The sequence below is a fragment of the Streptomyces sp. V3I7 genome, assembly GCF_030817495.1.
Taxonomy (GTDB): domain Bacteria; phylum Actinomycetota; class Actinomycetes; order Streptomycetales; family Streptomycetaceae; genus Streptomyces.
In genome coordinates this window covers 701,768-727,217 of the sequence record NZ_JAUSZK010000001.1, presented here as the reverse complement: position 1 = coordinate 727,217, position 25,450 = coordinate 701,768, and the positions used below count along the sequence as shown (strand labels likewise).

General features: G+C 70.4%; 20 protein-coding genes. 9 read left to right on the top strand and 11 right to left on the bottom strand.

The annotated features are described in order from the left end of the window. Positions 1-3 precede the first annotated feature (3 nt). From QFZ74_RS03465 to QFZ74_RS03450, 4 genes are all read right to left on the bottom strand, one after another. Complete coding sequence (locus tag QFZ74_RS03465; protein WP_307619287.1) at positions 4-1,041, bottom strand: ABC transporter substrate-binding protein; 1,038 nt, start codon at positions 1,039-1,041, stop codon at positions 4-6. 164 nt (positions 1,042-1,205) lie between these two features. Next, on the bottom strand, positions 1,206-1,298 hold the full coding sequence (locus tag QFZ74_RS30390) for a putative leader peptide (RefSeq protein ID WP_373462339.1): 93 nt from the start codon (positions 1,296-1,298) through the stop codon (positions 1,206-1,208). A 220-nt stretch (positions 1,299-1,518) separates the two neighbouring features. Beyond that, positions 1,519-2,748 (bottom strand): acyl-CoA dehydrogenase family protein, encoded by a 1,230-nt coding sequence (locus QFZ74_RS03460; RefSeq protein ID WP_307619286.1) that lies wholly within the window; start codon positions 2,746-2,748, stop codon positions 1,519-1,521. Between the two features lie 450 nt (positions 2,749-3,198). Beyond that, the gene (locus QFZ74_RS03450) at positions 3,199-4,071 is read right to left on the bottom strand and encodes an SDR family oxidoreductase (protein ID WP_307619285.1); all 873 of its coding nucleotides are present in this window, start codon (positions 4,069-4,071) and stop codon (positions 3,199-3,201) included. A gap of 242 nt (positions 4,072-4,313) precedes the next feature. Here QFZ74_RS03450 and QFZ74_RS03445 point away from each other — a divergent pair, with 242 nt between their 5' ends. Both QFZ74_RS03445 and QFZ74_RS03440 read left to right on the top strand, forming a co-directional pair. Further along, the gene (locus QFZ74_RS03445) at positions 4,314-6,809 is read left to right on the top strand and encodes a molybdopterin oxidoreductase family protein (RefSeq protein WP_307619284.1); all 2,496 of its coding nucleotides are present in this window, start codon (positions 4,314-4,316) and stop codon (positions 6,807-6,809) included. After that, on the top strand, positions 6,806-7,276 hold the full coding sequence (locus QFZ74_RS03440) for a hypothetical protein (RefSeq protein WP_307619283.1): 471 nt from the start codon (positions 6,806-6,808) through the stop codon (positions 7,274-7,276). Before QFZ74_RS03445 ends, QFZ74_RS03440 begins: the two co-directional genes overlap by 4 nt. Before the next feature lie 47 nt (positions 7,277-7,323). On the opposite strand, the gene QFZ74_RS03435 is transcribed toward QFZ74_RS03440, so the two are convergent. Beyond that, on the bottom strand, positions 7,324-8,796 hold the full coding sequence (locus tag QFZ74_RS03435; protein WP_307619282.1) for an aminotransferase class I/II-fold pyridoxal phosphate-dependent enzyme: 1,473 nt from the start codon (positions 8,794-8,796) through the stop codon (positions 7,324-7,326). A gap of 204 nt (positions 8,797-9,000) precedes the next feature. On the opposite strand from QFZ74_RS03435, the gene QFZ74_RS03430 reads away from it, so the two are divergent. Then, positions 9,001-10,437, top strand: coding sequence for an aminopeptidase P family protein (locus QFZ74_RS03430; RefSeq protein ID WP_307624034.1), 1,437 nt, complete (start codon positions 9,001-9,003; stop codon positions 10,435-10,437). A 91-nt stretch (positions 10,438-10,528) separates the two neighbouring features. Then, a complete protein-coding gene (locus QFZ74_RS03425; RefSeq protein WP_307619281.1) occupies positions 10,529-11,968 on the top strand; it encodes an aminopeptidase P family protein in 1,440 nt (479 codons plus the stop codon). Between the two features lie 102 nt (positions 11,969-12,070). On the opposite strand, the gene QFZ74_RS03420 is transcribed toward QFZ74_RS03425, so the two are convergent. Beyond that, entirely contained in the window at positions 12,071-13,408 is a 1,338-nt protein-coding gene (locus QFZ74_RS03420) for a hypothetical protein (RefSeq protein WP_307619280.1), read from the bottom strand. A 296-nt stretch (positions 13,409-13,704) separates the two neighbouring features. On the opposite strand from QFZ74_RS03420, the gene QFZ74_RS03415 reads away from it, so the two are divergent. The 3 genes from QFZ74_RS03415 to QFZ74_RS03405 all read left to right on the top strand — a co-directional run bounded on the left by QFZ74_RS03415 (position 13,705) and on the right by QFZ74_RS03405 (position 20,255). Beyond that, positions 13,705-15,099: an MFS transporter gene (locus QFZ74_RS03415; protein ID WP_307619279.1), complete on the top strand. Its 1,395-nt coding sequence runs from the start codon at positions 13,705-13,707 to the stop codon at positions 15,097-15,099. A 138-nt stretch (positions 15,100-15,237) separates the two neighbouring features. Further along, positions 15,238-18,750 carry a carboxylic acid reductase gene (gene car, locus QFZ74_RS03410; protein ID WP_307619278.1) on the top strand — a complete coding sequence of 1,171 codons (3,513 nt, stop codon included), beginning with the start codon at positions 15,238-15,240 and terminating at the stop codon, positions 18,748-18,750. Between the two features lie 275 nt (positions 18,751-19,025). Further along, the gene (locus QFZ74_RS03405) at positions 19,026-20,255 is read left to right on the top strand and encodes an IS701 family transposase (protein WP_307619277.1); all 1,230 of its coding nucleotides are present in this window, start codon (positions 19,026-19,028) and stop codon (positions 20,253-20,255) included. Between the two features lie 571 nt (positions 20,256-20,826). On the opposite strand, the gene QFZ74_RS03400 is transcribed toward QFZ74_RS03405, so the two are convergent. From QFZ74_RS03400 to QFZ74_RS03380, 5 genes are all read right to left on the bottom strand, one after another. Then, on the bottom strand, positions 20,827-21,048 hold the full coding sequence (locus QFZ74_RS03400) for a helix-turn-helix transcriptional regulator (RefSeq protein ID WP_307619276.1): 222 nt from the start codon (positions 21,046-21,048) through the stop codon (positions 20,827-20,829). Then, positions 21,048-21,539 (bottom strand): DUF2975 domain-containing protein, encoded by a 492-nt coding sequence (locus QFZ74_RS03395; protein WP_307619275.1) that lies wholly within the window; start codon positions 21,537-21,539, stop codon positions 21,048-21,050. Before QFZ74_RS03395 ends, QFZ74_RS03400 begins: the two co-directional genes overlap by 1 nt. A 180-nt stretch (positions 21,540-21,719) precedes the next feature. Continuing rightward, on the bottom strand, positions 21,720-22,535 hold the full coding sequence (locus QFZ74_RS03390) for an SAM-dependent methyltransferase (RefSeq protein ID WP_307619274.1): 816 nt from the start codon (positions 22,533-22,535) through the stop codon (positions 21,720-21,722). 81 nt (positions 22,536-22,616) lie between these two features. Then, on the bottom strand, positions 22,617-22,835 hold the full coding sequence (locus QFZ74_RS03385) for a DUF397 domain-containing protein (protein ID WP_373462466.1): 219 nt from the start codon (positions 22,833-22,835) through the stop codon (positions 22,617-22,619). Between the two features lie 29 nt (positions 22,836-22,864). After that, positions 22,865-23,731 (bottom strand): helix-turn-helix transcriptional regulator, encoded by an 867-nt coding sequence (locus QFZ74_RS03380; protein ID WP_307619272.1) that lies wholly within the window; start codon positions 23,729-23,731, stop codon positions 22,865-22,867. Between the two features lie 396 nt (positions 23,732-24,127). On the opposite strand from QFZ74_RS03380, the gene QFZ74_RS03375 reads away from it, so the two are divergent. Beyond that, a complete protein-coding gene (locus QFZ74_RS03375; RefSeq protein WP_307619271.1) occupies positions 24,128-24,532 on the top strand; it encodes an ATP-binding protein in 405 nt (134 codons plus the stop codon). A 208-nt stretch (positions 24,533-24,740) separates the two neighbouring features. After that, positions 24,741-25,121: a hypothetical protein gene (locus tag QFZ74_RS03370; protein WP_307619270.1), complete on the top strand. Its 381-nt coding sequence runs from the start codon at positions 24,741-24,743 to the stop codon at positions 25,119-25,121. The last annotated feature ends 329 nt before the right edge of the window (positions 25,122-25,450 follow it).

The following is a 25,450-nucleotide window of genomic DNA, read 5'->3' as shown; positions in this document are numbered from 1 at the left end:
CGGTCAGCTCCCGCTCGTCGAAGGGGAAGAAGCCGCGTTGAATTCGTTGGTGTAGAGGTCGGCCACCGTCACCTGGCCCTTCTTGATGTCGCCGCGCTCGGTCAACCAGTCGTCCCACAGCTGGAGTTCCTTGTCGGTGATCCGGCCCGCGGTCTCCGCGACGCCGAAGGACTGCCAGTACTTCAGCGGTGCGGTGTCCTCGTTGCGGCCGCGCTTGCCGACGATGTCCGTCATCCGGGCGATGACTTGCTCACGCGGAGTGGAACGGGCCCACTCGACGGCTCTTCCCACGCCGGTGACGAAGACCCTGGCCGTGTCGGGGTTCTGCTTCAGGAAGCGGTCGGTCATCACGTAGGTGCCGGCGCTGAACGCGCCGAGCAGCTGGTAGTCGGTGAACAGCGGGCGGATGCCGCCGACCGCCAGGGCCTTGTCCCGCAGGATGTCGCCGAGGACGGCTACGTCTATCTGCTTCTGACGCAAGGCCTGTTCGGTGTTCACCGGAGGCACCACCAGGGGTTCGACCTTGCCGGCCTCCGCCCGAGAGAGGCCGCCTCGCTGCAGATAGATGTCCAGCATGGCCTCCGCATGCGCGCCGAGGGTGTTCATGCCGACCTTCTTGCCGATGAGGTCCCTGGCCGAGTGGATCGGGCTGTCCTTGGGGACGTAGAAGCCGTTGTAGGCGTACTTGTCGGAGCCGTAGTAGCTGATGACGGACTTGATGGGAGCCCCGTTCGCCGCCAGTTTGACGACCGCGCCGTTGAACGCGCCCCCGAAGTCGACCTGACCCGTGGCCGCCGATTGGATGTCCTGCGGCCCGCTGATCGTGTTGCCGGTCCACTTCAGCTTCACCTCGCCGAAGTAGCCGAGGTCCTCGGCCAGTTCGGGCAGGATGACCTTCCCCGCCCAGCCCTGGTACCGGAGCGTCTTGGTCTGGCCCTGCCCCGACGTGGCTCCGGTCGCGGTCGTACCGCAGCTCACGGCCGCCGCCGATAGACCGAGCAGAGAGAGGAACTGGCGCCGGGACGATGCCGTCGTGGCCATAAAGGATCCTGTTCGAGATCGATGGGGCGACTGGGGGGCGTATTGCGGTTCAGTCAAAAAGGGTCAGTCAAAAAAGGGGTGCGACAAACGCGGGGCAATGGGGAACACACGTCACCCGAAATAGCGGTGGAATGCCCGAATGGAGCGCGAGAAGGCCGCGTCTGTCAGCGGGTACGGCGACCGGCGGCACAGAGGGCGCTGGCCTGACGTCGCAGGTCGACGTGCAGGCGCGCGGCGAGGTACTCGGACTTGCTCACAGGTAAAAGCGTTGCAGTGAAATCCCGCTCGGTCAATGGCACTTGTGCCCGCGTCTCATGTTCTCAACCCGCCGACACGTGCGTGAAGCACGGCGTTCATGAATGGCTGGACGGCAGGCATGGCGAATTCGCTGCGTCGCTGAATCGCTGTGCCGGCGTGCCGCCGAGTCGCCGAGTCGAGTCGCCCATTTGGCGTTCGGGCCGGCGGTGCCCGTCATGGTCAGACGGGCAGGACGAACGGCGGGTGCGCGCCGTTGAGGAAGTAGTCCCCGACATCGCGGAGCCGGTGGGTGACGGGCTCGTACAAGGTATGGGTCCGGGCGTTGCGCCAGAAGCGGTCGAAGCCCAGCCGCGCGGACGTGGAGTGGGCGCCGATGATGTCGAGGGCGCGGGCGGTGGACTCCTGTGCGGCGCGGCAGGCGGCGGCGTCGGCCATGGCGACGAGGACGGCGATGTCGGCGTACTCGTCGTAGGTGAGGTCCTCGCCGCGCGCCAGCCCGCCGTGCACGGCATCCAGCGCTTGATCGGCGAGCGCGGACGCGGAGCGGGTGAGGACGGTGAGTTCCCCGTAGACGGCCAGCACCTGCGGGTCCTGGGGGTAGCCGGCCGGCCAGGCGGGGTGCCAGGACGAGTGGCCCGCACGCCGGTACTCGCGGGCCTCGGCGAGCACTCCCTCGGTCATGCCGAGACGGAGCTGGACGGAGAGGAGACGCCCCACCGGCGACACCAGAGCGGCCGCGGGCGACAGCACGTCCTCGTCCGCGGACAGCGACCCGAGTACGTCGTCGGCGGCGACCGGTACCGCATCGAACTCGACGCTTCCGCCCGCCGCGAGCCGCTGACCGAAGGTGTCGGCGCCCCCGTCGATCTCCACGCCGTGCTGGGTGGAATCGACGACGACGGCGAGCGGATCTCCGGTGTCCGCCCGCACGGCACGCACGACGAGGCGGTCGGCGACCAGGACCCCCGTGGCGTAGCTCTGCCGGCCGTTCAGCACCTGCCCGCCGGCCGCCACGGTCAGGGTCAGCGGGGGTTCCTGGTGGGCGAGCCCGCCACCCCAGCACCACTGCTCCGCCACGGACCGTGCCTCGATCCGGGCGGCGAGCTGAGGCAGGGTGAAGAACGGCGCGCTCCACGACAGGAAGTAGTGACAGCCCAGCAGTTGACCGATCGCGCCGTCTGCCGCGGCGATCTCGCGGACGACGGCGTAGGCCGTGCGCCAGTCCGCGCCGCCGCCCCCGGACTCGGCCGGCGCGAGGAGTGACAGCAGCCCCGCCTCGCGCAGGCGGGACACCTCGTCGAACGGCGCCTTGCCCGCCTGCTCGCGGCCCACCGCGTCCGTGGCGAGGTCGTCCGCCGTCTCACGGGCCACGCACAGCCAGTGCGCACGGCCGGGCCCGGTCCGTTCGGACTCCGGAGCGGGGCCGGACGGCGCGGCGGCAACGCCCATGGCGGTGGTCTCCTCAGGGTCGACGGCGAGGGTTGGTGTCGGCGGCCTTCGGTTGGCCGGACGGGAGCGCTCGGGCCAAGTTCCTTATCAAGTAAGGCGGCTGACTACCGGCACACCATCCTGCGTACTCCGCCGGTTGCCCGTCAACGCTTTCCTAGTGAATCGATAGGAAATACGTCTCTCGCGAACATGGCGCGGGGGCAGAGCAGGTGGCCCGGTTTCGGCGTCGGTCGCCACGCTTCCAACTCCAGCGACAGCTGCTGCACCAGCCAGGCGCCCCCCAGGACTACGGCCGGCCGTGCCGCCCCCCCCCGGACTACGCCCGCCAAGTCGACGAACGCCCGCCAAGTCGACTGCATCCTCGCGCTGTTGCGCGGCGACGATCGCTCGGCGGACGGGACAGAAGCACACGCCGTACCCGGTGAGGGAGCCGAGACGGCCCACGCGCCCTCAGGGCAGTGGTGTGCCGCCGGTGACGTTCATGATCTCCGCGGTGACGAAGCTCGCCCGCGGTGAGGCGAGGAAGACGTACGCCGGTGCCAGTTCGGCGGGCTGGGCGGGCCGGCCGAGCGGCGACTGCTTGCCGAACTCCACGGTGTCGGGCATCGTCGCCGGTATCAGCGGCGTCCAGACCGGGCCCGGGGCGACGGCGTTGACGCGGATGCCGTCGTCGGCCACCATCTGCGCGAGTCCCTGCGTGAAGGCCACGATCGCCCCCTTGGTCGTCGCGTAGTCCAGGAGGTGCGGACTGGGTTTGTACGCCTGCACGGACGTGGAGTTGATGATGGAGCCGCCGGCGGGAATGTGCGGCAGCGCCATCTTGCACAGCCAGAACATCCCGTACAGGTTGGTACGCATGACCCGGTCGAACTGCTCGGTGGAGATCGCCTGGATGCCCTCCGGCTGGGACATCTGGTAGGCCGCGTTGTTGACCAGCACGTCGATGTGCCCGAACTCCGCGACGGCGCGTTCCACCAGGCGGCGGCACTGCTCTTCGTCCCGGATGTCGCAGGACACGGCCACGGCCTTGCGGCCCGCCTCCTCGACGAGGCGTGCGGTCTCCGCGGCGTCCTCGGCCTCTTCCGGCAGATGCGTGAACAGCACGTCGGCCCCCTCGCGTGCGAAGGCGAGCGCGACGGCCCGGCCGATGCCGGAGTCGCCGCCGGTGATCACCGCTTTGCGGTCCTGGAGGAGCCCGCAGCCCTCGTAGGAGGCCTCACCGTGGTCGGGCGGCGGGTCCATGGGGCCGGTCCAGCCCGGATGCCGCTGGTCCTGCCGCGGAAACTCGGGCCGGGGGTGTTTGCGGGTCGGATCCTCGGTCACGGGAGACTCCCTCCTTCATCGTCGGCGCGACTCGGGACTGCGGTCCGTCACCGGCGCGCCCAGCCGCGCCGCCTGCCTTGCACGGTGCTCTCCTCCGCTCACGATCGGTACCGCCTGGGGCCCTGTCGTCTTCGAGTACCCGACGCAAGCCGCCGAAACAGGAGCGCGGCCGGCCCGGCGCGTAACCCCCGACCGAGGGGGTATTCGCCACGCGTCCCTGAGGGCGATCGTGGAGGTGGACGATGCAGCCGGAGGTGGACCGCATCGCGCGGCCCTGGGGGGAGCGCACCCCGTACGGTCCCGGAGACCCGTGGCCGGTGCGGGTCGACTCCTTCCTGGAACCCGGAGTGACGGCCGACCGCGTGGAGCGGTGGGTGCCGACGGCGTCCCTGCTGCACTCCAACGGGGACGCGATGGACGTCGCAGTCGCCGACGGCCGCATCGTCGGAGTGCGCGGGAGGCCCGGCGACCGGGTCAACCACGGCCGTCTCGGCCCCAAGGACCTCTTCGGCTGGCAGGCCGGCGGATCCTCGGACCGGCTGACGACGCCCCTGATCCGGAAGGACGGGCGACTGGTCGCCTGCGACTGGGACACCGCCATGGACCGGATCGTCACGCGCACCAGGCAGTTGCTGAGCGAGGACGGGCCCGGCTCCGTCGGGTTCTACACCAGTGGCCAGCTGTTCCTGGAGGAGTACTACACCCTGGCCGTCATCGCCCGCGCCGGGATCGGCACCAACCACCTGGACGGCAACACCCGCCTGTGCACCGCGACCGCCGCCGAGGCGCTGAAGGAGACGTTCGGCTGCGACGGCCAGCCCGCGTCCTACACCGACATCGACCACGCCGACGTGCTCGCGCTCTTCGGTCACAACATGGCCGAGACCCAGCCGGTGCTCTGGATGCGCGTTCTGGACCGGCTGGAGGGAAGCGATGCGCCACGTCTCGTCTGTGTCGACCCGCGCCCCACGCCGGTCGCCCGCCGGGCCACCGTCACGCTGGCACCGCGCACCGGCACGAACGTGGCCCTGCTCAACGCGCTCCTCCACGAGATCATCCGAACGGACCGGATCGACCACGCGTACATCGACACGCACACCGTGGGCTTCGAGGAACTCGCCCGGAACGTCGCCGGCTGCACGCCCGCCTGGGCCGCCCGGATCTGCGACGTCCCGGCCCGGCGGATCGGCGAGGCGGCCGAGATCATCGGCGGCGCGGAACGGCTGCTGTCCACCGTGCTCCAGGGCGTCTACCAGTCCCACCAGGCCACCGCGGCCGCCTGCCAGGTCAACAACCTCCAGCTCATCCGCGGCATGCTCGGCCGGCCGGGCTGCGGCGTCCTCCAGATGAACGGCCAGCCCTCCGCCGAGAACACCCGCGAGTGCGGCGCGAACGGCGACCTGCCGGGCTTCCGCAACTGGCAGAACGAGGCGCATGTCGCCGACCTCGCGGACATCTGGAACGTCGAGCCCTCCCGCATCCCGCACTACGCCCCGCCCACCCCCGCGATGCAGATCTTCCGCTACGCCGAGCAGGGCTCGATCCGGATGCTGTGGATCTCCGCCACCAACCCGGCCGTCTCCCTGCCCGAGCTCCACCGCATCCGCGAACTCCTCGGCCAAGACAGCCTGTTCACCGTCGTCCAGGACCTGTACGTCACCGAGACCGCCCAGTTGGCGGACGTCGTGCTGCCCGCGGCGACCTGGGCGGAGAAGACGGGCACGTTCACCAACGCCGACCGCACCGTCCACTTCTCCGGCAAGGCGGTCGACCCGCCCGGCGACGCCCGGCCCGACCTGGACATCCTGCTCGACTACGCCCGCAGGATGGACTTCCGCGACCGGGACGACCGACCGCTCGTCACCTGGCACGACCCCGAATCGGCCTTCGAGGCGTGGAAGGAGTGCAGCCGCGGCCGGCCCTGCGACTACTCGGGCCTGAGCTACGAGCGGCTGGCGGGCGAGAGCGGCATCCAGTGGCCGTGCACCGAGAAGTCGCCGCAGGGCACCGAGCGGCTCTACACCGACGGCATCACCTGGGCCGCGCCGGACGACTGCGAGACGTACGGCAGGGACCTGGAGACCGGCGCGTCCGTGTCCGAGACCGAGTACCGAGCGCTGAACCCCGAGGGCAGGGCGGTGCTGAAGGCGGCCGCATACGTACCGCCCCACGAGACGCCCGATCCGCAGTACCCGCTCCAGCTGACCACCGGCCGCACCCTGTACCACTTCCACACCCGCACCAAGACGGGCCGCGCCCCCCAACTGAACGCCGCCGCACCGCAGATGTGGGTCGAACTCTCCCCGGGCGAGGCGCTGCGGCACGGCGTCGCGGAGGGCGACCTGGTCGAAGTCACCAGCCCGCGAGGATCGGTACGCGGACGGCTGCGCGTCACCGGCATCCGTGACGGCATGGTGTTCCTGCCGTTCCACTACGGCTACTGGGACACCCCGGCGGGCGACCGCCCCGGAACGGGCGGAGGCAGGGCCGCGAACGAGGCGACGGCCACCGACTGGGACCCGGTCTCCAAACAGCCGCTGTTCAAGACCGCCGCCGCCCGGCTGACCCTCGTCGAGCGCGCCGACGGCGCCGTGTCCCCCGCGCCCACCACCACCGCCTCGGCCCCGGCGGACCCACGCTTCGTCCCCTCCACCGAGGGCGGCCCTTCGGCGGTCGCTCACCAGACGACGACGGCCGACGGAGGGGATACGCCGGCTCAGGAAGGGGGTACGCCGTGAAGGGCATCGCGCTCGTCCTGCGCGCGCTGTACGACGGGGAACGAGGACTGGAGCAGAGCCTGCTCACCGTCGCCGACCGGCACGGCGCCGACCACGAGGTCCACCACGTCGCCACCGACATCGCCCGCTGGTCCCACGACCACGCCGAACGCGTCGCCCGCGCTGCGGAGTCGCACGGACTGCACCTGCCGGAAACCGCACCACTGACGCCCCGGCGGCAGGCACCGGCACCCGATGACGCGGCCGCCGACCCGGGCGTCCTCCTGCTGCTGGACCTGCGCGAGCTGCATCTCGCGGCCGCGAAGAACGCCCTCGACTGGCAGATGCTGAGCCAGGCCGCGCAAGCCGCCGGGGAGAGCGGTCTCGTCGACCTCGCCGCCGAGTGCCGTCCGCAGACCGTGCGCCAGATGAGCTGGACCGACACCATGCTGAAGACCCTCTCCCCGCAGCTGCTCACCAGCCTGTGACCGCACGGGCCGCACGGGGCCCCATAGGCCGCGCGGGCCGCCCTGGTTCAGGCTTCCCGCACGACCCGGATCGTGGCCAGTTGACTGTCGGCGGCGTCGGGCAGGTTCATGCCAGCGGCGACACCGGTCGTCAGGTAGCGCAGAACGGGCTCAGTAAGGCGCTCACCGGGAAGAACAGCAGGAATGCCCGGCGGATACGGCGTGACCATCTCACCGGCGACGCGCCCTGCGGCTTCGCCCGGAGGCACGTCCACATGGTCCGCGAAATAGGCGTCGCGGGGAAGCCGGGCCTGCTCCATGCGCAGGTCGCGCGAGGAGGGCACGTCGACCCGGGGAGCGTCCCGCAGCTCGTCGGCGTGGTCGGCCAGGTCGCTCAGGGCGGCGAGGAGAACACCGACCGTGTCGGTGTCGTCCGCATGGGTGAGCTGGGCGCCTGTACGGCGGTGGTCGACGAGGTGCATGTCGACGTGATGGCGCTCGCGCAGCCAGTCAGCCGCGCGGTAGCCGGTGATGCCCAGGCCGCTGATGTCCATGACGACCGGCAGCGGATCGAAGTCGTCGGCGAGTCCGGGACCGCAGAAGTCCCGCGCGTCGTTCACGTGGATGCCGTCGATGTCCTCGATGGCCGTACGGGTGCGGTGAGCGAGGCTCAGGGCCGCGTCGATGAGTTCGTGACCGTGCTCCATCATCTGCCGCCGCCATGCGTCGATTCCGGCGTACAGCAGGACGTTGGGGCTGGTGGTCCCTAGCAGGTCGGCGCGGGAGGCGAGTTCGGCGGGGTTGATGAGGTCGCCCTGGAGGTGGAAGACCGACCCCTGTTCCAGGCCGCTGCCCATCTTGTGGATGCTGGTCACACAGATGTCGGCGCCCGCGTCCATGGCCCAGGAGGGCAGGTCGTCGTGGAACGGCAGATGCGCTCCCCACGCCTCGTCGACGATCAGGGGCTTGCCCCGCCGGTGACAGACCTCGCTGATGCCGCGCAGGTCAGCCGCTGCCCCGTAGGGCGTCGGACTCGTGACCAGCGCGCCGTCGGCTTCGGGATGGTCGGTGAACATCCTGTCGTACGCCGCTGCCGCCGGCGGGTGCGCGAGGTGACGCTCGTCGTCCCACTCCGGCTCGACCCACACAGGGCGTACGCCGGAGAGGATGAGCCCGGCGATGACGGATTTGTGGGCGTCCCTCCCGACGAGCAGGCTGTGACCGGGACAGGTCACCGTCAGCATGGCGGCCTTGACCGACAGCGAGCTGCCGCAGGTGGAGAAGAACGTGTGCTCCGCGTGTACGGCGTCGGCCATCAGCTCCTCGGCCCGTTCCAGGACGCGGCCCTGTGTCAGGCGGTCGTCGAGTCCGCCGTCGGCCAGCACGTCGCCGAGGTACACGGCGTCTCCGAGGACCGCCCGCGCCCGCGGGTCCGCCCCGCGTGCCTGCTTGTGCCCTGGCGGGGTGAACGCGAGCTCACCAGCCTCGTGATACCGGGCCAGGGCGTCCAGAACGGGCGTTTCACCGTGGTTCAGTCCCATACCTGCGTGGGGTTCCCCGATCGGGCGGGCGTATGCGTCATGTGCCGTGCGCGGACAGAGACGGCACGGACGGGGACGTACGACTTGGGCGCTCACGGTCAGCTGACTCGGCACGCCCTGTCCGTTCCCCCGCTGGTTGGATAGCCTGCCGATCCCCTTTCATCGAGGAGGCAGTGCGTGACCGATTCGCAGCAGGAGGCGGTTGTGGGTGAGGAACGCGGCGAGGCCAGGAAGCGGGCGAGCGGCCGGTCCCGGGGGGTGAGCGACGAACTCGCCGAGAACATGTTGCAGGGCTGGGCGGACACCGAGCGGCGCGACCTCGACCCCATCCCGCAGGCCGCCCACACCGCGCGCCGCCGGGCCGAGCTCTCCGCCCGCTTCCCCGGCGAGCTGCTGGTGATCCCGTCCGGCAACCCCAAGGTCCGCTCCAACGACACGGACTACCCCTTCCGGGCCTCCTCCGACTTCGTCTACCTGACCGGCGACCAGTCCCAGGACGCCGTCCTGGTCCTGGAACCGGAACCGGACGGTTCGCACCAGGCGGTCGCCTACCTGCTCCCGCGCTCCAACCGCGAGAACGGCGAGTTCTGGCTCGACTACCACGGTGAACTCTGGGACGGGCGCCGCAACAGCCTGGCCGAGAACGAGCAGTTGCTCGGCCTGCCCTGCCGCGACGTGCGCACCCTGACCGAGCGACTGGCCGCGGCCACCGGCCCCATCCGCCTGCTGCGCGGCTACGACGCGGCCGTGGACGCCGTCCTGACGGACAAGGTGACCGCCGAGCGTGACCACGAGTTCCGCGTCTTCCTCTCCGAAATGCGTCTGATCAAGGACGAGTTCGAGATCGCCGACCTGCGTCACGCCTGCGACGCCACTATCCGCGGCTTCGAGGACGTGGTCCGTGTCCTCGGCACCGACTCGCCGACGCCGGAGCGCGCCATCGAGGGCACGTTCTGGACGCGCGCCCGGATCGAGGGCAACGACGTCGGCTACACCTCGGTCTGCGCCGCGGGCCCGCACTCGACGACCCTGCACTGGGTCCGGAACGACGGCGAGGCCCGCCCCGGCGACCTGCTGCTGCTCGACGCCGGTGTGGAGACCCGCAACCTCTACACCGCCGACCTCACCCGCACCCTGCCGGTGAGCGGCCGCTTCACGCCCGTCCAGCGCAAGGTGTACGAGGCGGTGCTCGCGGCGCAGGAGGCCGGCATCGCCGCGGTCAAGCCCGGTGCGTCGTTCCGGGACTTTCCCGAAGCCGCCCAGCGGGTGCTGACCGAACACCTGCACGCCTGGGGGCTGTTCGGCGGCCGTACGGTGGACGAGGCCTACGAACTCGGGCTGTTCCGCCGCTGGACGCTGTCCGGCGTCGGCCACATGATCGGCCTGGACGTGCACGACTGCGCCAAGGCCCGGACCGAGATGTACATGGGCGGCACGCTGGAAGCCGGCATGGTGCTCACCGTCGAGCCGGGTCTCTACTTCCAGTCCGACGACCTCACGGCCCCCGAGGAGCTGCGCGGCATCGGCATCCGGATCGAGGACGACATCCTCGTCACCCCGGAGGGCAACGAGAATCTCTCGGCCGGCCTGCCCCGGACCCCGGACGATGTCGAGGCCTGGATGGCCCGGCTGCGGGGCTGACCCCGTCCGCCGCGACCCATCAACCGGGCTGCGGCGTACAGCAGTTGACTCATCCGCGACAGCGGAGCACCACACGATGGGGAGGCGTGCGATGGAACGGCAGGACGGCTTGCGCGGGGCGCAGAGTCACGACCGGGCGGTACCGGCCGCGGTGGCCGAGTCGTTTCGGCAGGGCTGGGCGGACACGAACCTGAGGCTGCCGCCCGTGTCCGGGGCGGCGTACGCGGCCAAGCGGCGCGCGGCGGTGTCCGCGCGGTTCCCCGGGGAACGCGTCGTCGTCCCCGCGGGCGGGCTCAAGGTCCGCAGCAACGACTTCGACTACCACTTCCGGCCGCACTCCGCGTTCCTCCACCTCACCGCCGAGCAGGGGACCCAGGCGGTCCCCGACAGCGTCCTGGTCTTCGAACCCACCGGGACCGGGCACGCGGTCACTCTGTTCACCCGGCCCCGGTCCCCGCGCGGCGGTGGGCCGCACGGCGCGGAGCTCTACAGCGACCGGAGGCACGGCGAGTTCTGGGTCGGCCGGCGACGCACGCTGGCCGAGACCGCCGACGCCCTCGGCATCGAGGCCGCCGCGCGCGACGACCTGGAGCGTGCTCTGCACGGCAACGTCCCGACCCGGGTGGTGCGCGGCGAGGACGCGTTCATCGACGCGCTGGTGCCGCCGGACCCGGGTCGCGATGCCGAACTGTGCACGCTCCTCTCGGAGTTGCGGCTGGTCAAGGACGAGTGGGAACTCGAGCAGCTGCGGGCTGCCGTGGACCACACGGTCGCCGGTTTCCACGACGTCGCCGGAGAGCTGCGGCACGCCACGAACCTCGAGCGGGGCGAGCGCTGGATCGAGGGCACCTTCAACCGGCGGGCTCGGCTTGAGGGTTACGGCCTGGGCTTCGAGACCATCGCGGCGGCCGGCTCGCACGCCTGCGTCCTGCACTGGGTCCGCAACGATGGCCCGGTACGCGACGGCGACCTGCTCCTGCTCGACGCCGGTGTCGAGGCCGACTCCTGCTACACCGGGGACGTCACCCGGACCCTGCCGGTCAGTGGACGCTTCACCGAGGCCCAACGCCGTGTCTACGACCTGGTCTTCGCCGCTCAGTCGGCGGGCATCGCCGCGCTGCGGCCCGGCGCCCGGTTCGGGGACTTCCACAACGCGGCGATGCGGGTGATCGCCGAGGGTCTCGACGACTGGGGCCTGAGGCCCGGCGGCGACGCGGCCCACGACCGGGCCCTGTACCGCCGGTACACCGTCTGCGGAACCGGCCACATGCTCGGCCTGGACTGCCACGACTGCGCCAGTGCCCGCAGCGAGGCCTACCTGGAGGGCGTCCTCGAACCCGGTCACGTCCTCACCGTCGAGCCGGGGCTGTACTTCCAGCCCGACGACCTGACGATCCCCGAGGAGCTGCGCGGCATCGGCGTACGGATCGAGGACGACTTCGTCATCACGGCCGACGGCGCGCACTGCCTGTCCTCGGGCCTGCCACGCAGTGCGGACGAGGTCGAGGCGTGGACGGCCGCCTCGCGGTGACGGTGCGCCACCGGCGGCGCTCACCCGGATCCACCGCAAGCGCCAGGTACGTTCCCGGGTCCGGCTGGTGGCACTCGTCGGGCGCCGGCGGGCCCGGCGAGCTCAGTCGGCCTGCCAGCCGACGGTGCCCAGGATGCTGGAACCCGCCGTCCCGGCAGGGGCGTTGCGCGGGGCGGGCACGTCGTAGCGCGCCACGCAGCCGGTCATGCGTCCGCCCATGAACAGCGGTCCGAACACGGCACGCGTCACGATGTCCCGGTACTCGCCCTGTTCCACGTCGAGCACGTGCGCGGCGAGTCCGGTGCTGCGGACGGTCTCCTGCGCTATCCAGGTCCCGGCGGACCTGGCCTTGGCGATGACGCCCTCCCAGGCGGACGGCTCGGTCCGGGATCCGATGTGCACGTCGAAGTTCTGGTCGCCGTCGGAGCGCTTGACGACGAAGTCCTCCCGCCTGCTCCTCAGCAGTTCGTCCAGCTTCCACGACTCGCCCTGGTAGGTGACGAGTTCGTCGCCGATCACGCGTGACCAGGGGAGGTATCGGTCCACGAACTCCCGGTCCTGGTCGGTCATCCACTCCTGTCCCTGGGACAGCAGCGCGAACAGCTGCTTGTTCGCCGCCTGGTAGGAGCTCTGCGGCGTCAGCACGCTGGAGCCGCACTTCCTGATCCGCAGCAGCGGACCGATGTCCCGCCCCGCGTCGAGCCATTCCTGCGGCACCGTCCGCTCCAGCACCAGCGGGAACTCGCCCCGGCGGGAGCCGAGTTCGGCGACGAACTCGCCTGTTTCGAAGTACTCCGCCCGGATTCCTCCCTTGCGCAGCGAGTCGACCTCGATCTCGTAGTACCGGCGGCTGTTGCCGACGTCGGTGAGGAAGACGTCGGGGAGATAGCCGACGAGCGCGATGTGCGGGTCCAGGCCGAGGTCGCCGAGCACGGTGCGCAGCACCTCGGTCCGCGTCCGCAGGGGGTCCGCGAGGGTGAGACGGGCCGCCACGTCCTCGGGGAGCAGCTGTCGCCACAGCTCGTTGAGCAGGTGGCCGTACACCTGGCCGCCGGTGGAGGAGCAGAAGTTGAACTCGATGAACTTCCATCCGGACTCCGTGAGCATCACGTCCGGCCGCCCCATCAGCGTCGCGTACGTGGTCTCGAAGTCCTCGTCGGCGTAGAAGCCGGTCAGTCGCTCGTCGAGGCCGAGGGCCCGGTGCCGGGCCAGGCTGTCGGCGCCCAGGCTCCGTACCGCCCTGCGCAGCAGATCGGCCAAGTAGGCGACCGCTTCCTCCAGTTCGGCTCCGAGCGCCGCCGGGAGCACGACGGGCCCGGCGGGGGCGATCCGGTCGAACCAGAAGGTGCGAAAGCCCCGGAACTGGTGGTCGAAGGCGTTGAGCAGCAGGCGGGGGTCGGTAGCGGTGACCGACCGTGCAGCCGTCGAGGTGGGTTCCACTGTTTCTTACTCCTGGGAGAGTTCCGGACGGCCCAACGATCACCCTCACGCTGTTCTCAGCGCTTCGAGGCTACGGGCTTCCGACCCTGCGGGGAAGTAGAAGACCGACCTCTGTGCCGATATGCCGACCCCTGGAAGCGGCCCGATTCAGACGCCCGCGCTGGTTCGGCCAACTTCCGTATTGACGCCGTGGGTTTCGGCGCGACTAGGATCTCGTGGCTTTGGCCGACACCGGAGTGAACTGACGTCTCAGGGCATACGCACGAACCGACGACGCACCGCGAAATGGCAGGCCCATGACCGAATCGACCCGTCTCGACAACCGCGCGCCGGACGTGGGCGAATCGGCCCTCAGGCCCGGCCGCGTCCTCGCGGTGGCCTGCCTGGCACACGGGATGATCGTCGTCGACACCAGCATCGTCCACGTGGCGATCCCGTCCATACGCGCCGACCTGGACGCGAGCCTGCCGACGATGCAGTTCGTCGTCACCTCGTACGTGGTCGTCATCGCCAGCCTGCTGCTTGCCGGTGCCGCGGCGGTCGGACGGTACGGCGCGGTGCGGATGTTCCGCCTCGGCGTCGTCCTGTTCGGCGTGACGTCCGTGCTGTGCGGCCTGGCTCCCGACGGAGCCGTGCTCGTCGCCATGCGCGCCTCGCAGGGGCTGGGAGCGGTGCTGCTCATGCCCGCCGTGCTGGTGATGCTCACCGACACCTACCAGGACCAGGCCAAGCGGGCCAAGGCCATGTCCATCTGGTCGATGTGCGCGGGCAGTCCGGTCGCCTTCGGCCCCACGCTCGGCGGCGCCCTGGTCGAGACGGTGGGCTGGCGGAGCATCTTCTGGATCAACGTACCCGTCGTGCTGCTCGTCCTGTGGCTGTCGGCGCGGCACATGCCCCGGGGCGAACAGGCCGCGGCCAAGGAGCCCCAGGACGTGCCGGGCCAGCTGCTGTCCATCGTCTTCCTCGGCTCCCTGGCACTGGCTCTCGCCGAGGGCCAGGACCTGGGATGGACCCGTCCGCTGCCGGTGGCGGCCGCGGCGGTGGCCGTGATCGCGTTCGCCGCCTTCGTGATCCGGCAGCGGACGTACGCCTACCCCCTCATACCGGGCGACCTGTTCCGGGCCCCCGGGTTCCGGGGCTTCGTCACCGTGGGCCTGCTGCTCTTCGTCGCGTACAACGGGCTGATGTTCACGCTCAGCGTGTTCCTCCAGCAGGTGCGCGGCTACGACCCGGTCACCACCGGGCTGTGCTTCCTGTCCTCCGCGCTGCCGATCACCTTCATGCCCCTGGTCGCCGGGCGCTTCGACGCCAAGTTCGGTGCCCGGAAGGTGCTGGGCGCCGGCATCGCGCTGTCCCTGGCCGGCGGGCTGCTGCTGGTCGCGGTGGGCAGTCGGGCCCCGCTCGGTACGTGCCTCGGCCTGGTGTTCGTCGGCATCGGCTTCGGTCTGGCGACGGTGCCGCAGATCACCCTGGTCATGGCGGCGGCCCCGGCGCACCGCTCGGCCATCGCCGGCGGGCTGATGTCGGCGGGCCGGTCGACGGGGTCTCTGATCGGCGTCGCCCTGCTCGCCGGGCTGCAGTCCGGAAACGGCATCGCCGCCCCGGCGTTCGTCGTCCTCGTCGTCTACGTGCTGATGGCGCTGGCCGCCTTCACCGGTGGCCGGGGGCTGCCCGCCGACGCCGCCAAGTGACGTCCCGGGGGCGGCGACATCGGCCCCGGGACGTCACGGTTCCTCGCACTCTTCTCACGTCTCACGTCTCACGTCTCACGCCACACGCCACACGCCACACGCCACACGTCTCACTCTCACGTCTCACGCGGAGCTCTCATGTCCGATCATCAGGCGGGTCACGACGTCGCGTCCAGGATCGCGGCACTGCACGCGAACGACCCCGAATTCGCCCGGGCGGTTCCGTCGCCGGACGTCGCCGACGCCCTCGTCCGCGCCGACGGGAGCCTCGTCGGCACCATCGCCGCCGCCATGGGCGGATATGCGGACCGGCCGGCGCTCGCCCGCCGGGCCGACCGCATCGTCCGCGATCCCGCCACCGGCCGGGCCACCCGTGAACTCCTGCCCCACTTCGAGACGTTGACCTACGCAGAGGTGTGGCAGCGAGTGATCGGCCTCGCCACCGCCTGGTCCGACGAGAGCCAAGGCGGCCTGCGCGCCGGTGACTTCGTCGCGACCCTGGGCTTCACCGGCGTCGACTACGCCACCATCGACCTGGCCTGCATGTACCTGGGCACGGTGGCGGTCCCGCTGCCGCTCGGCCATTCCGCGCCCCGGCTGGCGCCGGTCATCGCCGAGACCCGCCCGCGGCTCCTCGCCGCCGACATCGGCTCGCTCGGCACCGCCGTGGACGCCGTCCTCGCCTCCGACTGCGTCGAACGTCTCGTCGTCTTCGACTACGACCCCCGGGTGGACGACCACAAAGACGCCCTGAGGGCGGCCGCGGACAAACTGGGCGAGAGGGCCGAGGTGGTGCCGCTGCAGGACCAGCTGGACCGCGGGGCCCGGCTGCCCGCCGTGCAGCCGTACGACGACGGCGACCCGGACCGTCTGGTCAGCCTGATCTACACCTCCGGCAGCACCGGCACGCCCAAGGGCGCCATCTACACCGCGTCCATGATCACCCGTATGTGGCAGAACTGCCGCGGTGGCCTCAACACCGCGGCGGGCAGCGGCACTCCGGTGCTGGTCCTGCACTACATGCCGATGAGCCACGTCAACGGCCGCGCCTATCTGATCAACGGACTCGCCGCCGGCGGCATCGGCTTCTTCTCCGCCCGGAGCGACATGTCGACACTGTTCGACGACATCCGCCTGTCGCGGCCGACGATCCTCAGCCTGGTGCCGAGGATCTGCGACATGGTGTACCAGCGGTACCTGCTCGAAGCCGACCGCCTGTGCCGCACCGGCACCGCCCGCCCGGACGCCGAGGCGGCCGCGTCGCTCCAGGTCCGCGACGACATGCTCGGCGGCCGGATCGTGGTCGCGCTGTGCGGCAGCGCGCCCCTGTCGGAGGCGATGCACACCTTCATGGCCGAGGTTCTCGGCACGAGGATCGTCGACTGCTACGGCTCGACGGAGACCACCCGCGCCATCGTCGTCGACCAGGTGGTGCGCCGCCCGCCGGTCACCGACTACCGGCTGGCCGACGTCCCCGAACTCGGCTACTTCGCCACCGACAAGCCCTTCCCCCGCGGCGAGTTGCGGGTGAAGTCGACCGGACTGTTCCCCGGCTACTACCGGCAGCCCGAGGTCACCGCCCGCGCCTTCGACGAGGACGGTTTCTACCGCACGGGCGACGTCTTCGCCCAGACCGCGCCCGACCACCTGGTCTACGTCGACCGGATCAACAACGTCGTCAAGCTCTCCCAGGGGGAGTTCGTCGCCGTGTCCGGCCTCGAGGCGCTGTACGCGACCAGCCCGTACATCGCCCAGATCTACGTGCACGGCAGCAGCGAGCAGGCCTTCCTGCTCGCGGTGGTCGTCCCCGACCCGGAGCACCTGGCCGGGGCCGACGACGCCGCGATACGCGTGAGGACCCTGGACTCGATGCGCGAACTCGCCCACGACGCGGGCCTCAACGCGTACGAGATCCCGCACGACGTCCTCGTCGAACGGCAGCCGTTCACCATCGACAACGGACTGCTCTCGGGCGTCGGCAAGCTGCTGCGCCCCGCCCTGAAGGAACGCTACGGCGCCCCGCTGGAGCGGCTGTACGCGGACATCGCCACCGGCAGAGACGGCCAGATCGCGGCGCTGCGGGCCGCAGGGGACGTAGAACCGCTGGCGGCAGTCCTCACCGCGGCCCAGATCACCCTGGGCTGCCCCGCCTCGCTGGTCCGGGCTCAGGCCGCCTTCACGGATCTGGGCGGTGACTCCCTGTCGGCGCACACCTTCGTGGCCGTTCTCGAGCAGATCACCGACGTGGAGGTGCCCATCCAGGTCGTCCTCCAGCCGGCCTCGACGCTGGCCCGGATCGCGGACCACCTCGCCTCGGCGCACGCGACCCGGACCGAACGCCCCACGTTCGCCACGGTGCACGGCCGTGACGCGACGGAGGTGCGGGCGAGCGACCTGGCCCTGGACCGTTTCGTCGACGAACGGCTTCTGACCGAGGGGACGAAGGCACCCGACATGGTCCACAACGTCCTGCTCACCGGGGCCACCGGGTACCTCGGCCGGTTCCTGGCCGTCGAATGGCTCCGCCGGGTCGCCGAGACCGGCGGCACGCTCACCTGTCTCGCCCGCGCCGCCGACGACGCGGCCGCCCGGCAGCGTGTCCTCGCGTGCCTGGGTGAGGCGTCGGCGGACAGGGCCTGGTTCGCCGCGACCGCGGAAAGGCATCTCGAGGTGCTGGCCGCGGACGTCTCGGCGCCCCGGCTCGGCCTTGACGAGGCGGTCTGGGAGCGGCTGGGCGCCGACACCGACCAGATCGTGCACGTGGCGGCCCTGGTCAACCACGTCCTTCCGTACCGCCAGTTGTTCGCCCCCAACGTGGCCGCGACCGCCGAGCTGATCGCGCTGGCGCTCTCCCACCGCAGGAAGCGGTTCGTCTACGTGTCGACGGTGGCCGCCGCGATGCGGCCCGACGGATCGTTCCTCGACGAAACGGCCGACATCCGTTCCGCCGCGGCGACCCGGCAGCTGAACGACTCCGACGCGAACGGCTACGCCACCAGCAAGTGGGCCGGCGAGGTCCTGCTGCGGGAGGCGCACGAGCGGGCGGGCCTGCCGGTCACCGTGTTCCGGCCCGACATGATCCTGGCCCACAGCAGCCTGCCCGGGCGGCTGAACCGGGCCGACCGGTTCACCCGGCTGATCCTCAGCGTCCTGGCGACCGGCATGGCGCCGCGCTCCTTCTACCGGCTCGACGGGCACGGCAACCGCAGGCGGGCCCACTACCGGGGCCTGCCGGTCGACTTCACCGCCGCGGCGATCACCGCACTCGGCGCTGACGCCGCGGACAGCGACGGGTACGTCACGTACCACACCGTCAACGCGAACGACGACGGCATCTCGCTGGACACCCTCGTGGACTGGCTCGCCGACGCGGGGCATCCCCTCGCCCGGTTCGACGACCACCGGCAGTGGCACATCCGCACCGAGGCGGCCCTGCGCGGCCTGCCGGACCACCAACGCCGCCTGTCTCTCCTGCCGTTGATGAGCGCCTACGCCCGCCCCGCCGAGCCCCGCCCGGCCTCGGCGGTGCCGGCGGCACGGTTCACCGCGGCGGTGGACCGACTCGGCGTGGGGGAGGGCCGGGTGCCGTCGCTCTCACCGGAGTTCATCGGCAAGTACGCCTCGGACCTGCGGCTGCTGGGACTTCTCTAGGGTTTGTCGTTTGGATCAGGCTGGCTGTGAGGTGCGGTACTTCTCGACCGACCCGAGTGGGGTCTGGTGCGTGCAGCTGCAAGGCGGAGGAGGGCGTCAACGCGATGGGGGTGCCCCCGCGCGAGCGGAGCCGAGGGTGGGGGAGTTGGCAACCGACGACAACGCGGCAGATGTGCGTGCCAGGCCCCGCGACGCCGGGATGATCCAAACGACAGGCCCTAGTAGTGCTTCGTTACGTCGGGTGATCTCGTCTGGTGGTGGGCAGCCTTTCCGGTATGAGGTTGAGGGAAGTGGAACGGCTCCGGGGTGAGTTAGCGGAGTTCGTCGCCGATGTGTTCGGGTCGGTGCCGCGGCGGGATCAACGCCGCTGGGGCGAGTGTTATCTGCGGGGTCTGATGCTGGACGGCCGCCGGAAGTCGGTCCAGCCGATGGCGGAACGGCTGCCGGACGGGAACATGCAGGCCCTGCAGCAGTTCGTGAACCAATCGCCGTGGGAGTGGTCGCCGGTGCGGCGGCGGATCGCCGAGCGGCTGTGCAAGGTGATCGCTCCCGATGTGTGGGTGGTCGACGACGTGTCGTTTCCCAAGTGCGGCACCGCGTCGGTCGGGGTGGCCCGGCAGTACTGCGGAGCGTTGGGCAAGCGGGCCAACTGCCAGGTCGCGGTCAGTGTCCACGCGGCCACCGACACCGCCTCGTGCCCGCTGGAGTGGGAGTTGTTCCTGCCCGAGGAATGGGCGGGGGACCAGCTGCGGCGCCGACGGGCCGGGGTGCCCGACGAGGTCGAGCACGCGTCCAAGACACGTCTGGCACTCGGCCTGCTGGACCGGCTCGCCGGCCAGGGGCTGGTGGTGCCGGTGATCGTGGCGGACGCAGGCTATGGCCGCAGCGTCTCCTTCCGGCTCGCGCTGGAGGAACGCGGCTGGTCCTACGTGATGGCGGTGGATCCCAAGGAGATCGCTCGGCCTGCGACGGCTGAGCCGTCTCAGCCTGCCTATGGCGGGCTGGGGCCGCCCACCCTGCCCCGTTACCGCGGGCCTGCCCGGCCCCTGCCCGACCTCATCGACGCCGGTACCCGCTTCGAGGAGGTCACATGGCGGCAGGGCAGCAAAGGCGCGATGACCTCGCGTTTCGCCATGCTGAAAGTGCGGCCGTCGGGAAAGGAAGCCATCCGCACCGCGCAGGAACAGGCTGGCGGACGCAGCCGCTGGGACGGAGTGCTGCCGCTGCGGACCCTGCTTGTCGAGCAGCCCGAAGACGCGTCGGAGCCGACCGGCTACTGGATGAGCAACCTGCCCGCCAGCACCCCGATCGCCGACCTGGTGCGGTGGGCGAAGATGCGCTGGCGGATCGAGCACGACTACCGCGAACTCAAGCATGGCCTGGGCCTGGACCACTTCGAGGGCCGCACCTGGCGCGGCTGGCACCACCACGTCACCCTCGTCACCGCAGCCCAGGCCTTCCTCACCCTCAGGCGGCTCGACCCAAAAGCCCAGACGCCGGCCTGACCCTCTACCAGGTCCTCGACACACTCCAGGACCTGCTGAAGTGCTGGACCGGCACCTGCACCACCTGCGGCCGAACCCTGCCAAGAAACAGCCGCAGAGACAGAAGCAGAACCTAACGAAGCACTACTAGCCCGCGCACCCCGGCGGCGCGGACGCTGCCGCAGGGCGGCGCCGGAGGCTCGCGGGCAGGGCGCCACCGCACAGGGCCTCCGCGAAGCCCTGTGCGACGCCGGGACAGGGGCGCCGGGTCTGCCGGAGGGCGGCCCGGACGGGCTGCGGTTCGTGGAGGGTTCGGCGACTGCCGTTTCGTTGCCCGCAGAGCGGGAGCGTTTCTGGACGGACGGCGGCGGGTCGGTGATCCACTCGTCCATCGCCGGCAGGGAGGTCGCTGCGGCCAGAACCGCGCAGGCGGTCAGCGCGAGCACGACGACCAGGGCGTTCTGTACGCCGCGCGGATGGTGAGGGTGGGGCACCTCGGCAGTCCCGGGATCCCCTCGGGCACGGCTCCCGGATGCTCGCGGAGTTGGTCAAAGGCGGGCGGGATCGGCGATGACGCGTCGGCGGGCTCGGTTCACTCGTCCTCGGTGTCCTCTGCCTCCCAGCGCAGCAGGTCGCCCGGCTGGCACTGGAGCACCTCGCAGAGCGCGGCGAGCGTGGCGAAGCGCACCGCCTTGGCGCGGCCGTTCTTGAGTACCGCGAGGTTGGCGGGCGTGATCCCTACGCGGTCCGCGAGTTCGCCCACGGACATCTTCCGCCTGGCCAGCATCACGTCGATGTCGACGGCGATCGGCATCAGATCACCTCGTCCAACTCGGCCTGCATCCGCGCCGCTTCGACGTCGCGCGCCACGGCCTGGGCGAGCAGCATCCGCAGCACGAGCACGATGAGCGCGACTCCCAGGATGGCCACGCCGACCCCGCCCATGATGAGGGTGACGCCCGGGTCGGCCCGCTGGCCGGGCGCATTGAGGACCGTGACCGCGAACCACACGAGGGCAGCCGCCACGATCGCGCCGATCACGCCGTCCACGTACCGGAAGGCGGCGTGGGAGAACACGGTTCCGCGTCGCACCATCGTCACCAGCCGCCATACGCAGACCAGGGCGACCTGGACCGCCACCATGCCCAGGATCGTGACCACGCGCAGCGGGGTCAGCGGGAGCGACCCGTCCTCCGGATCGCTCCCGGTGACCAACGCCCACACCATCAATGCCTGTACGAACACGGTGCCGGTGAGCACCACCACGAGCACAGCGCGCAGCGCACCCACTGTCAGCTTTCCCATGCCCCATCCTTCCATCGAATTGCGATGGGAATCTATCGAATTTCGATAGGTGAAGCAAGGCCGGGACGAACGGTGGACGGCGGCTTCACATCGTGGCGGGACACTGCCGCCCCCTCCTGCGGCATGGCGTGCACGCGAACCGTCTTGATCTTGTCGAATTCGGCCGCGGACGGCCCCCGGCTAGCGTTTGATGCCCACGCCCGCCAACAGGCTGATCTGGGCGTCCGTGGGCTCCGTCCCGTCGGTCGGTCCGGCGGGACGCCAGCGGTGGCAGCACACGATGCCGGGGTCGATCAGGTCGAGTCCGTCGAAGAAACGGCGGACGTCGCTGTGCGAACGGAACTGCACCGGAGAACCGGACTTGGTGTAGACCTCCGCGACCTTGTTCCAGGTGACGGGGTCGAAGTCGGGCGTGCAGTGGTTCATGGCGAGGGCGCTGCCCACCGGGAGCGGGTCGAGCAGCCGGCGCACGATGGCGTACGGGTCGTGCGGGTCGGTGATGAAGTGCATGAGCGCGTTGAGGGAGAGGGCGAAGGGCTGGTCGAAGTCCAGGACCTCCGAGGCCTCCACCGCGCTCATCAGCGCATCGGGGTCTGTGGCGTCGGCTTCGACGTAGGCCGTGCGTCCCTGCGCCGTGCTGCGCATGAGGCGTTCGGCGTACTTCAGGACGAGGGGGTCGTTGTCGGCGTACACGACGCGGGCATCGAGCGCGACGGACTGAGCGACCTGGTGCAGGTTGGGCTCGGTCGGGATACCCGTGCCGATGTCGAGCCACTGGCGGATGCCGTGCTCCTGCGCCAGGACCCGGGTGGCCCGGTGCATGAACGCCCGGTTCTCGCGGGCGGTCACATAGATACCGGGGTGGGCTTCGGCGGCGACCAGGGCCGCCTCCTTGTCGATCTCGAAGTGGTCCTTGCCGCCGAGGAAGTAGTCGTACATCCGGGCCGAGTGCGCCTTGCTCGTGTCGAGATCCCGGCCGGCCTGCCTGGTGGTCATGTTCTCCCCTTCACGCGTGTGTCTGTCGGCCCGCAGGCCAGGAGCGGGACCGGTGTCGTCGTCCCACCTGTTTGCCGTCGGTCACCCGGCGACCAAGTGATCGGCCAGGCCCTCTTTGACCCCGCGGACGAACGCGGCGATCTCCTCCGGCGCGTAGATCAGCGCCGGCCCGGCCGGGTCGGTCGACTGCCGTACGGCCACGCGGCCGTCGGCGAGTAGTTTCGTCTCGACGCACTGACCGCCGTTCGGTCCGCTCCAGGGGCGCTCCCAGCCCTGTTCCCCGAGGTCGCGGGCCGGCATGCCGTTGTAGACGCCCTCGTCTGTGAATGTCACGAGTACTCCTTGCGCATGCGGTTCAAGAGCACCCTGCTGTCCTCCGACGACGTCAGCAGCGCCATACGGGAATGCGCCTCGAGATGGGCGACGACGTCCGGGCGCTGGTCCAGGTAGACCGAGGCGGACAGAAGTTCGCTGTAGACGATGTCGGGGAGTTCGGGTTCCTCAAACCGGAAATAAGTGAACGGGGCACACGCCCCGAAATGCGCACCCGCGGCGAAGGGCACGACGTCGAGGCTGACGTGCGCGAGCTCGGACACGTCCAGGAGCCGCTCGATCTGCTCCCGCATCACGTCCGGGCTGCCCACCTCCCTGTGCAGGACGGCTTCCTCCATGACCACCCACAACGTGGGGGCGTCCTCCCGCTCCAGCAGGCTCTGGCGGCGCAGCCGCAGCTCCACACGGCGCGCGAGCTCCTCCTCGCTGCCGTTCGGCAACCCGCCGCGCAGTACGGCGCGGGCGTAGTCGGGGGTCTGCAGAAGGCCGGTGACGTACTGGGGTTCATAGGTGCGCAGGGTCTTGGCGCTGGTCTCCAGGCTGACGTAGGCGGTGAACCAGCTGGGGACGGCGTCGCGGTAGGAGTGCCACCAGCCGGGCTCGTTGGCCTGTTCGGCCAGGTCGACGAACTCGTCGATCACCTGGCGGTCCGCCCCGTAGGTCTCCAGGAGCTTCTCCACGTAGAGAGGCTTCAGCGCGACCTCGGCCTTTTCCAGCCGGCGGATCGTCAGGGTCTTCACGCGCAGGGCTTTTGCCGCGTCCTCCAGCGAGGCGCCGGCGTCCCGCCGCATGTCCTGCAGCCGACGGCCGAGGATCATGCGCAGGACGGTCGGTGCGCTGGTGCTGGAACGGGCTTCGCTCACGCCCAACCTCCTGAGGGGCAGTCAACAACGCCATCCTGACAGTGACTTGATGTTGACGCCAGAGTGATACCCGCGCTGCTGAAATTATCAGGGAGTCGGTTGCAGCGTGAGCGCGATCACGCGCATAGTTGACATGTGAGCGGTCAAGTCACAGCTCTGACGCGGCATCCGGCCCGGGCGGGACACGTGATGCCGATGCCGTCGTCGGCACCCCAACCGCAGGACGCCCGCCTCGTCATACGCCTCTCACCGCTCGAGCTGGAGCCCGCATCCCCACATTGCGCCCACCCCCCGAGAAGGCACTGGAAGGCGACATCCGTGACTCTGCCCACGCCCTCAGCCCCGGCCTCAGCCCCGGCCTCAGCCCCGGCCCCGGCTCCCGCCTTAGCCACGACCGTGCCTCGTCGGGAGTACTGGTTCGGCCTGCCCGCCCTGCGCACCAGCGTGAGATCCGCCCGCGACACCGTGCGCGACCGGCTCCGTGCCTGGAAGGTGCCCGGCGACACCTGCTGCGACGCGGTGCTGCTGGTCTCCGAGCTGACCACGAACGCTGTACTCCACACCGACAGCGGTCATGTCCTGTGTGGCCTCACGCTGACCGGCGACGAGCGGCGCCTGCGTATCGAACTCCACGATGACGGCCGCACCCCGGTCAGCCCGCCCGAGTATCACGCCGGCCCCGGCCAGGAGAGCGGGCGGGGCCTGTTCCTCGTCCAGCAACTTGCCGACCGCTGGGGCTCCGCATGCTCGACGCGGGCCGAAGGAAAGGTTGTCTGGGCAGAGTTGACGGCCTATCCCTGATGCCATGGGCACCCGTCGGCGCTGAATATGGCGCTCGCCCGGCAGCGACAGCCCGGACGCAACGTGGCCACGCCCGGCCGACTGTGCACCGGACCAGACCTGTTGCCCCGTCCAACGGCAGAAACGCAGTCGACACCGCACGGCCCCGCTACGTCCCCTTCGCGCTGCGAGGAATCCCTTCTCCTCGATCCACTTACAGAAGGCGCCCATGACCCCCCACGGCGAAACCGCTTCTCCTGTTGTGTTGTACGTATGCGCCGACCGAGCCCCGGGCGCGCCCGGGGCGGCCACGCAGTGCGCGCGGACAGAAGGCCACGCGTTCGCCCGGGAGCGCGGACTGACGATCGCCGAGGTCGTCACCGACACGTACGGTGAGCCCGACCCGGCCCAGCGCAGAGGCTGGCGGCGTGTGCGCCAGCTGGTTCAGACAGGCCACGTCACCGCTGTACTCGTCCGCTGGCCCAGCGCCATCGCCCCGGAGTCCGCGCATGAACTCCGGCACCGCGAGACCGCCTGGCTCCACGACCACGGCGTGCGCGTCTGGTACACCTGGGCGCCCTTGTCATCGAGGAGCGGCGAGGCCCTGTGAACCGCATAGCACGGGCGCGCCGGTCGAGCGCGGCGTCGCACGACTGAAGAAGTCGTGGCGGTCCAGAGAGCACTCGTCGGGCAGGCCATCGCCACCTTCAAGTCCTGGTGGCTCCTTCGCAAACTGCGATGCGCGACCACCCGGATGAGGATGGAAAAAGGCTCACTTTTCGCTTGCCTGACCATTCATCAGACAGCCCGCTTCATGAAAGCGCGAGGCTAGCAGAGCAACACCCCAAGGTCGCTCACTCACTTGAGGAATCTTGCGATGCGCAATGCGGGGCTGCAAGATGATTTCGGAACAATCAGTGGAACAGCGGAACAATCAGT

Coding starts and splice junctions, on each gene's coding strand:
- QFZ74_RS03405 (WP_307619277.1), top strand. CDS start 19,026: ATGAGGTTGAGGGAAGTGGAACGGCTCCGGGGTGAGTTAGCGGAGTTC.
- QFZ74_RS03385 (WP_373462466.1), bottom strand. CDS start 22,835: ATGCCGGCCCGCGACCTCGGGGAACAGGGCTGGGAGCGCCCCTGGAGC.
- QFZ74_RS03370 (WP_307619270.1), top strand. CDS start 24,741: ATGACCCCCCACGGCGAAACCGCTTCTCCTGTTGTGTTGTACGTATGC.
- QFZ74_RS03435 (WP_307619282.1), bottom strand. CDS start 8,796: ATGGGACTGAACCACGGTGAAACGCCCGTTCTGGACGCCCTGGCCCGG.
- QFZ74_RS03445 (WP_307619284.1), top strand. CDS start 4,314: ATGCAGCCGGAGGTGGACCGCATCGCGCGGCCCTGGGGGGAGCGCACC.
- QFZ74_RS03415 (WP_307619279.1), top strand. CDS start 13,705: ATGACCGAATCGACCCGTCTCGACAACCGCGCGCCGGACGTGGGCGAA.
- QFZ74_RS03390 (WP_307619274.1), bottom strand. CDS start 22,535: ATGACCACCAGGCAGGCCGGCCGGGATCTCGACACGAGCAAGGCGCAC.
- QFZ74_RS03400 (WP_307619276.1), bottom strand. CDS start 21,048: ATGCCGATCGCCGTCGACATCGACGTGATGCTGGCCAGGCGGAAGATG.
- QFZ74_RS03460 (WP_307619286.1), bottom strand. CDS start 2,748: ATGGGCGTTGCCGCCGCGCCGTCCGGCCCCGCTCCGGAGTCCGAACGG.
- QFZ74_RS03465 (WP_307619287.1), bottom strand. CDS start 1,041: ATGGCCACGACGGCATCGTCCCGGCGCCAGTTCCTCTCTCTGCTCGGT.
- QFZ74_RS03395 (WP_307619275.1), bottom strand. CDS start 21,539: ATGGGAAAGCTGACAGTGGGTGCGCTGCGCGCTGTGCTCGTGGTGGTG.
- QFZ74_RS03425 (WP_307619281.1), top strand. CDS start 10,529: ATGGAACGGCAGGACGGCTTGCGCGGGGCGCAGAGTCACGACCGGGCG.
- car (WP_307619278.1), top strand. CDS start 15,238: ATGTCCGATCATCAGGCGGGTCACGACGTCGCGTCCAGGATCGCGGCA.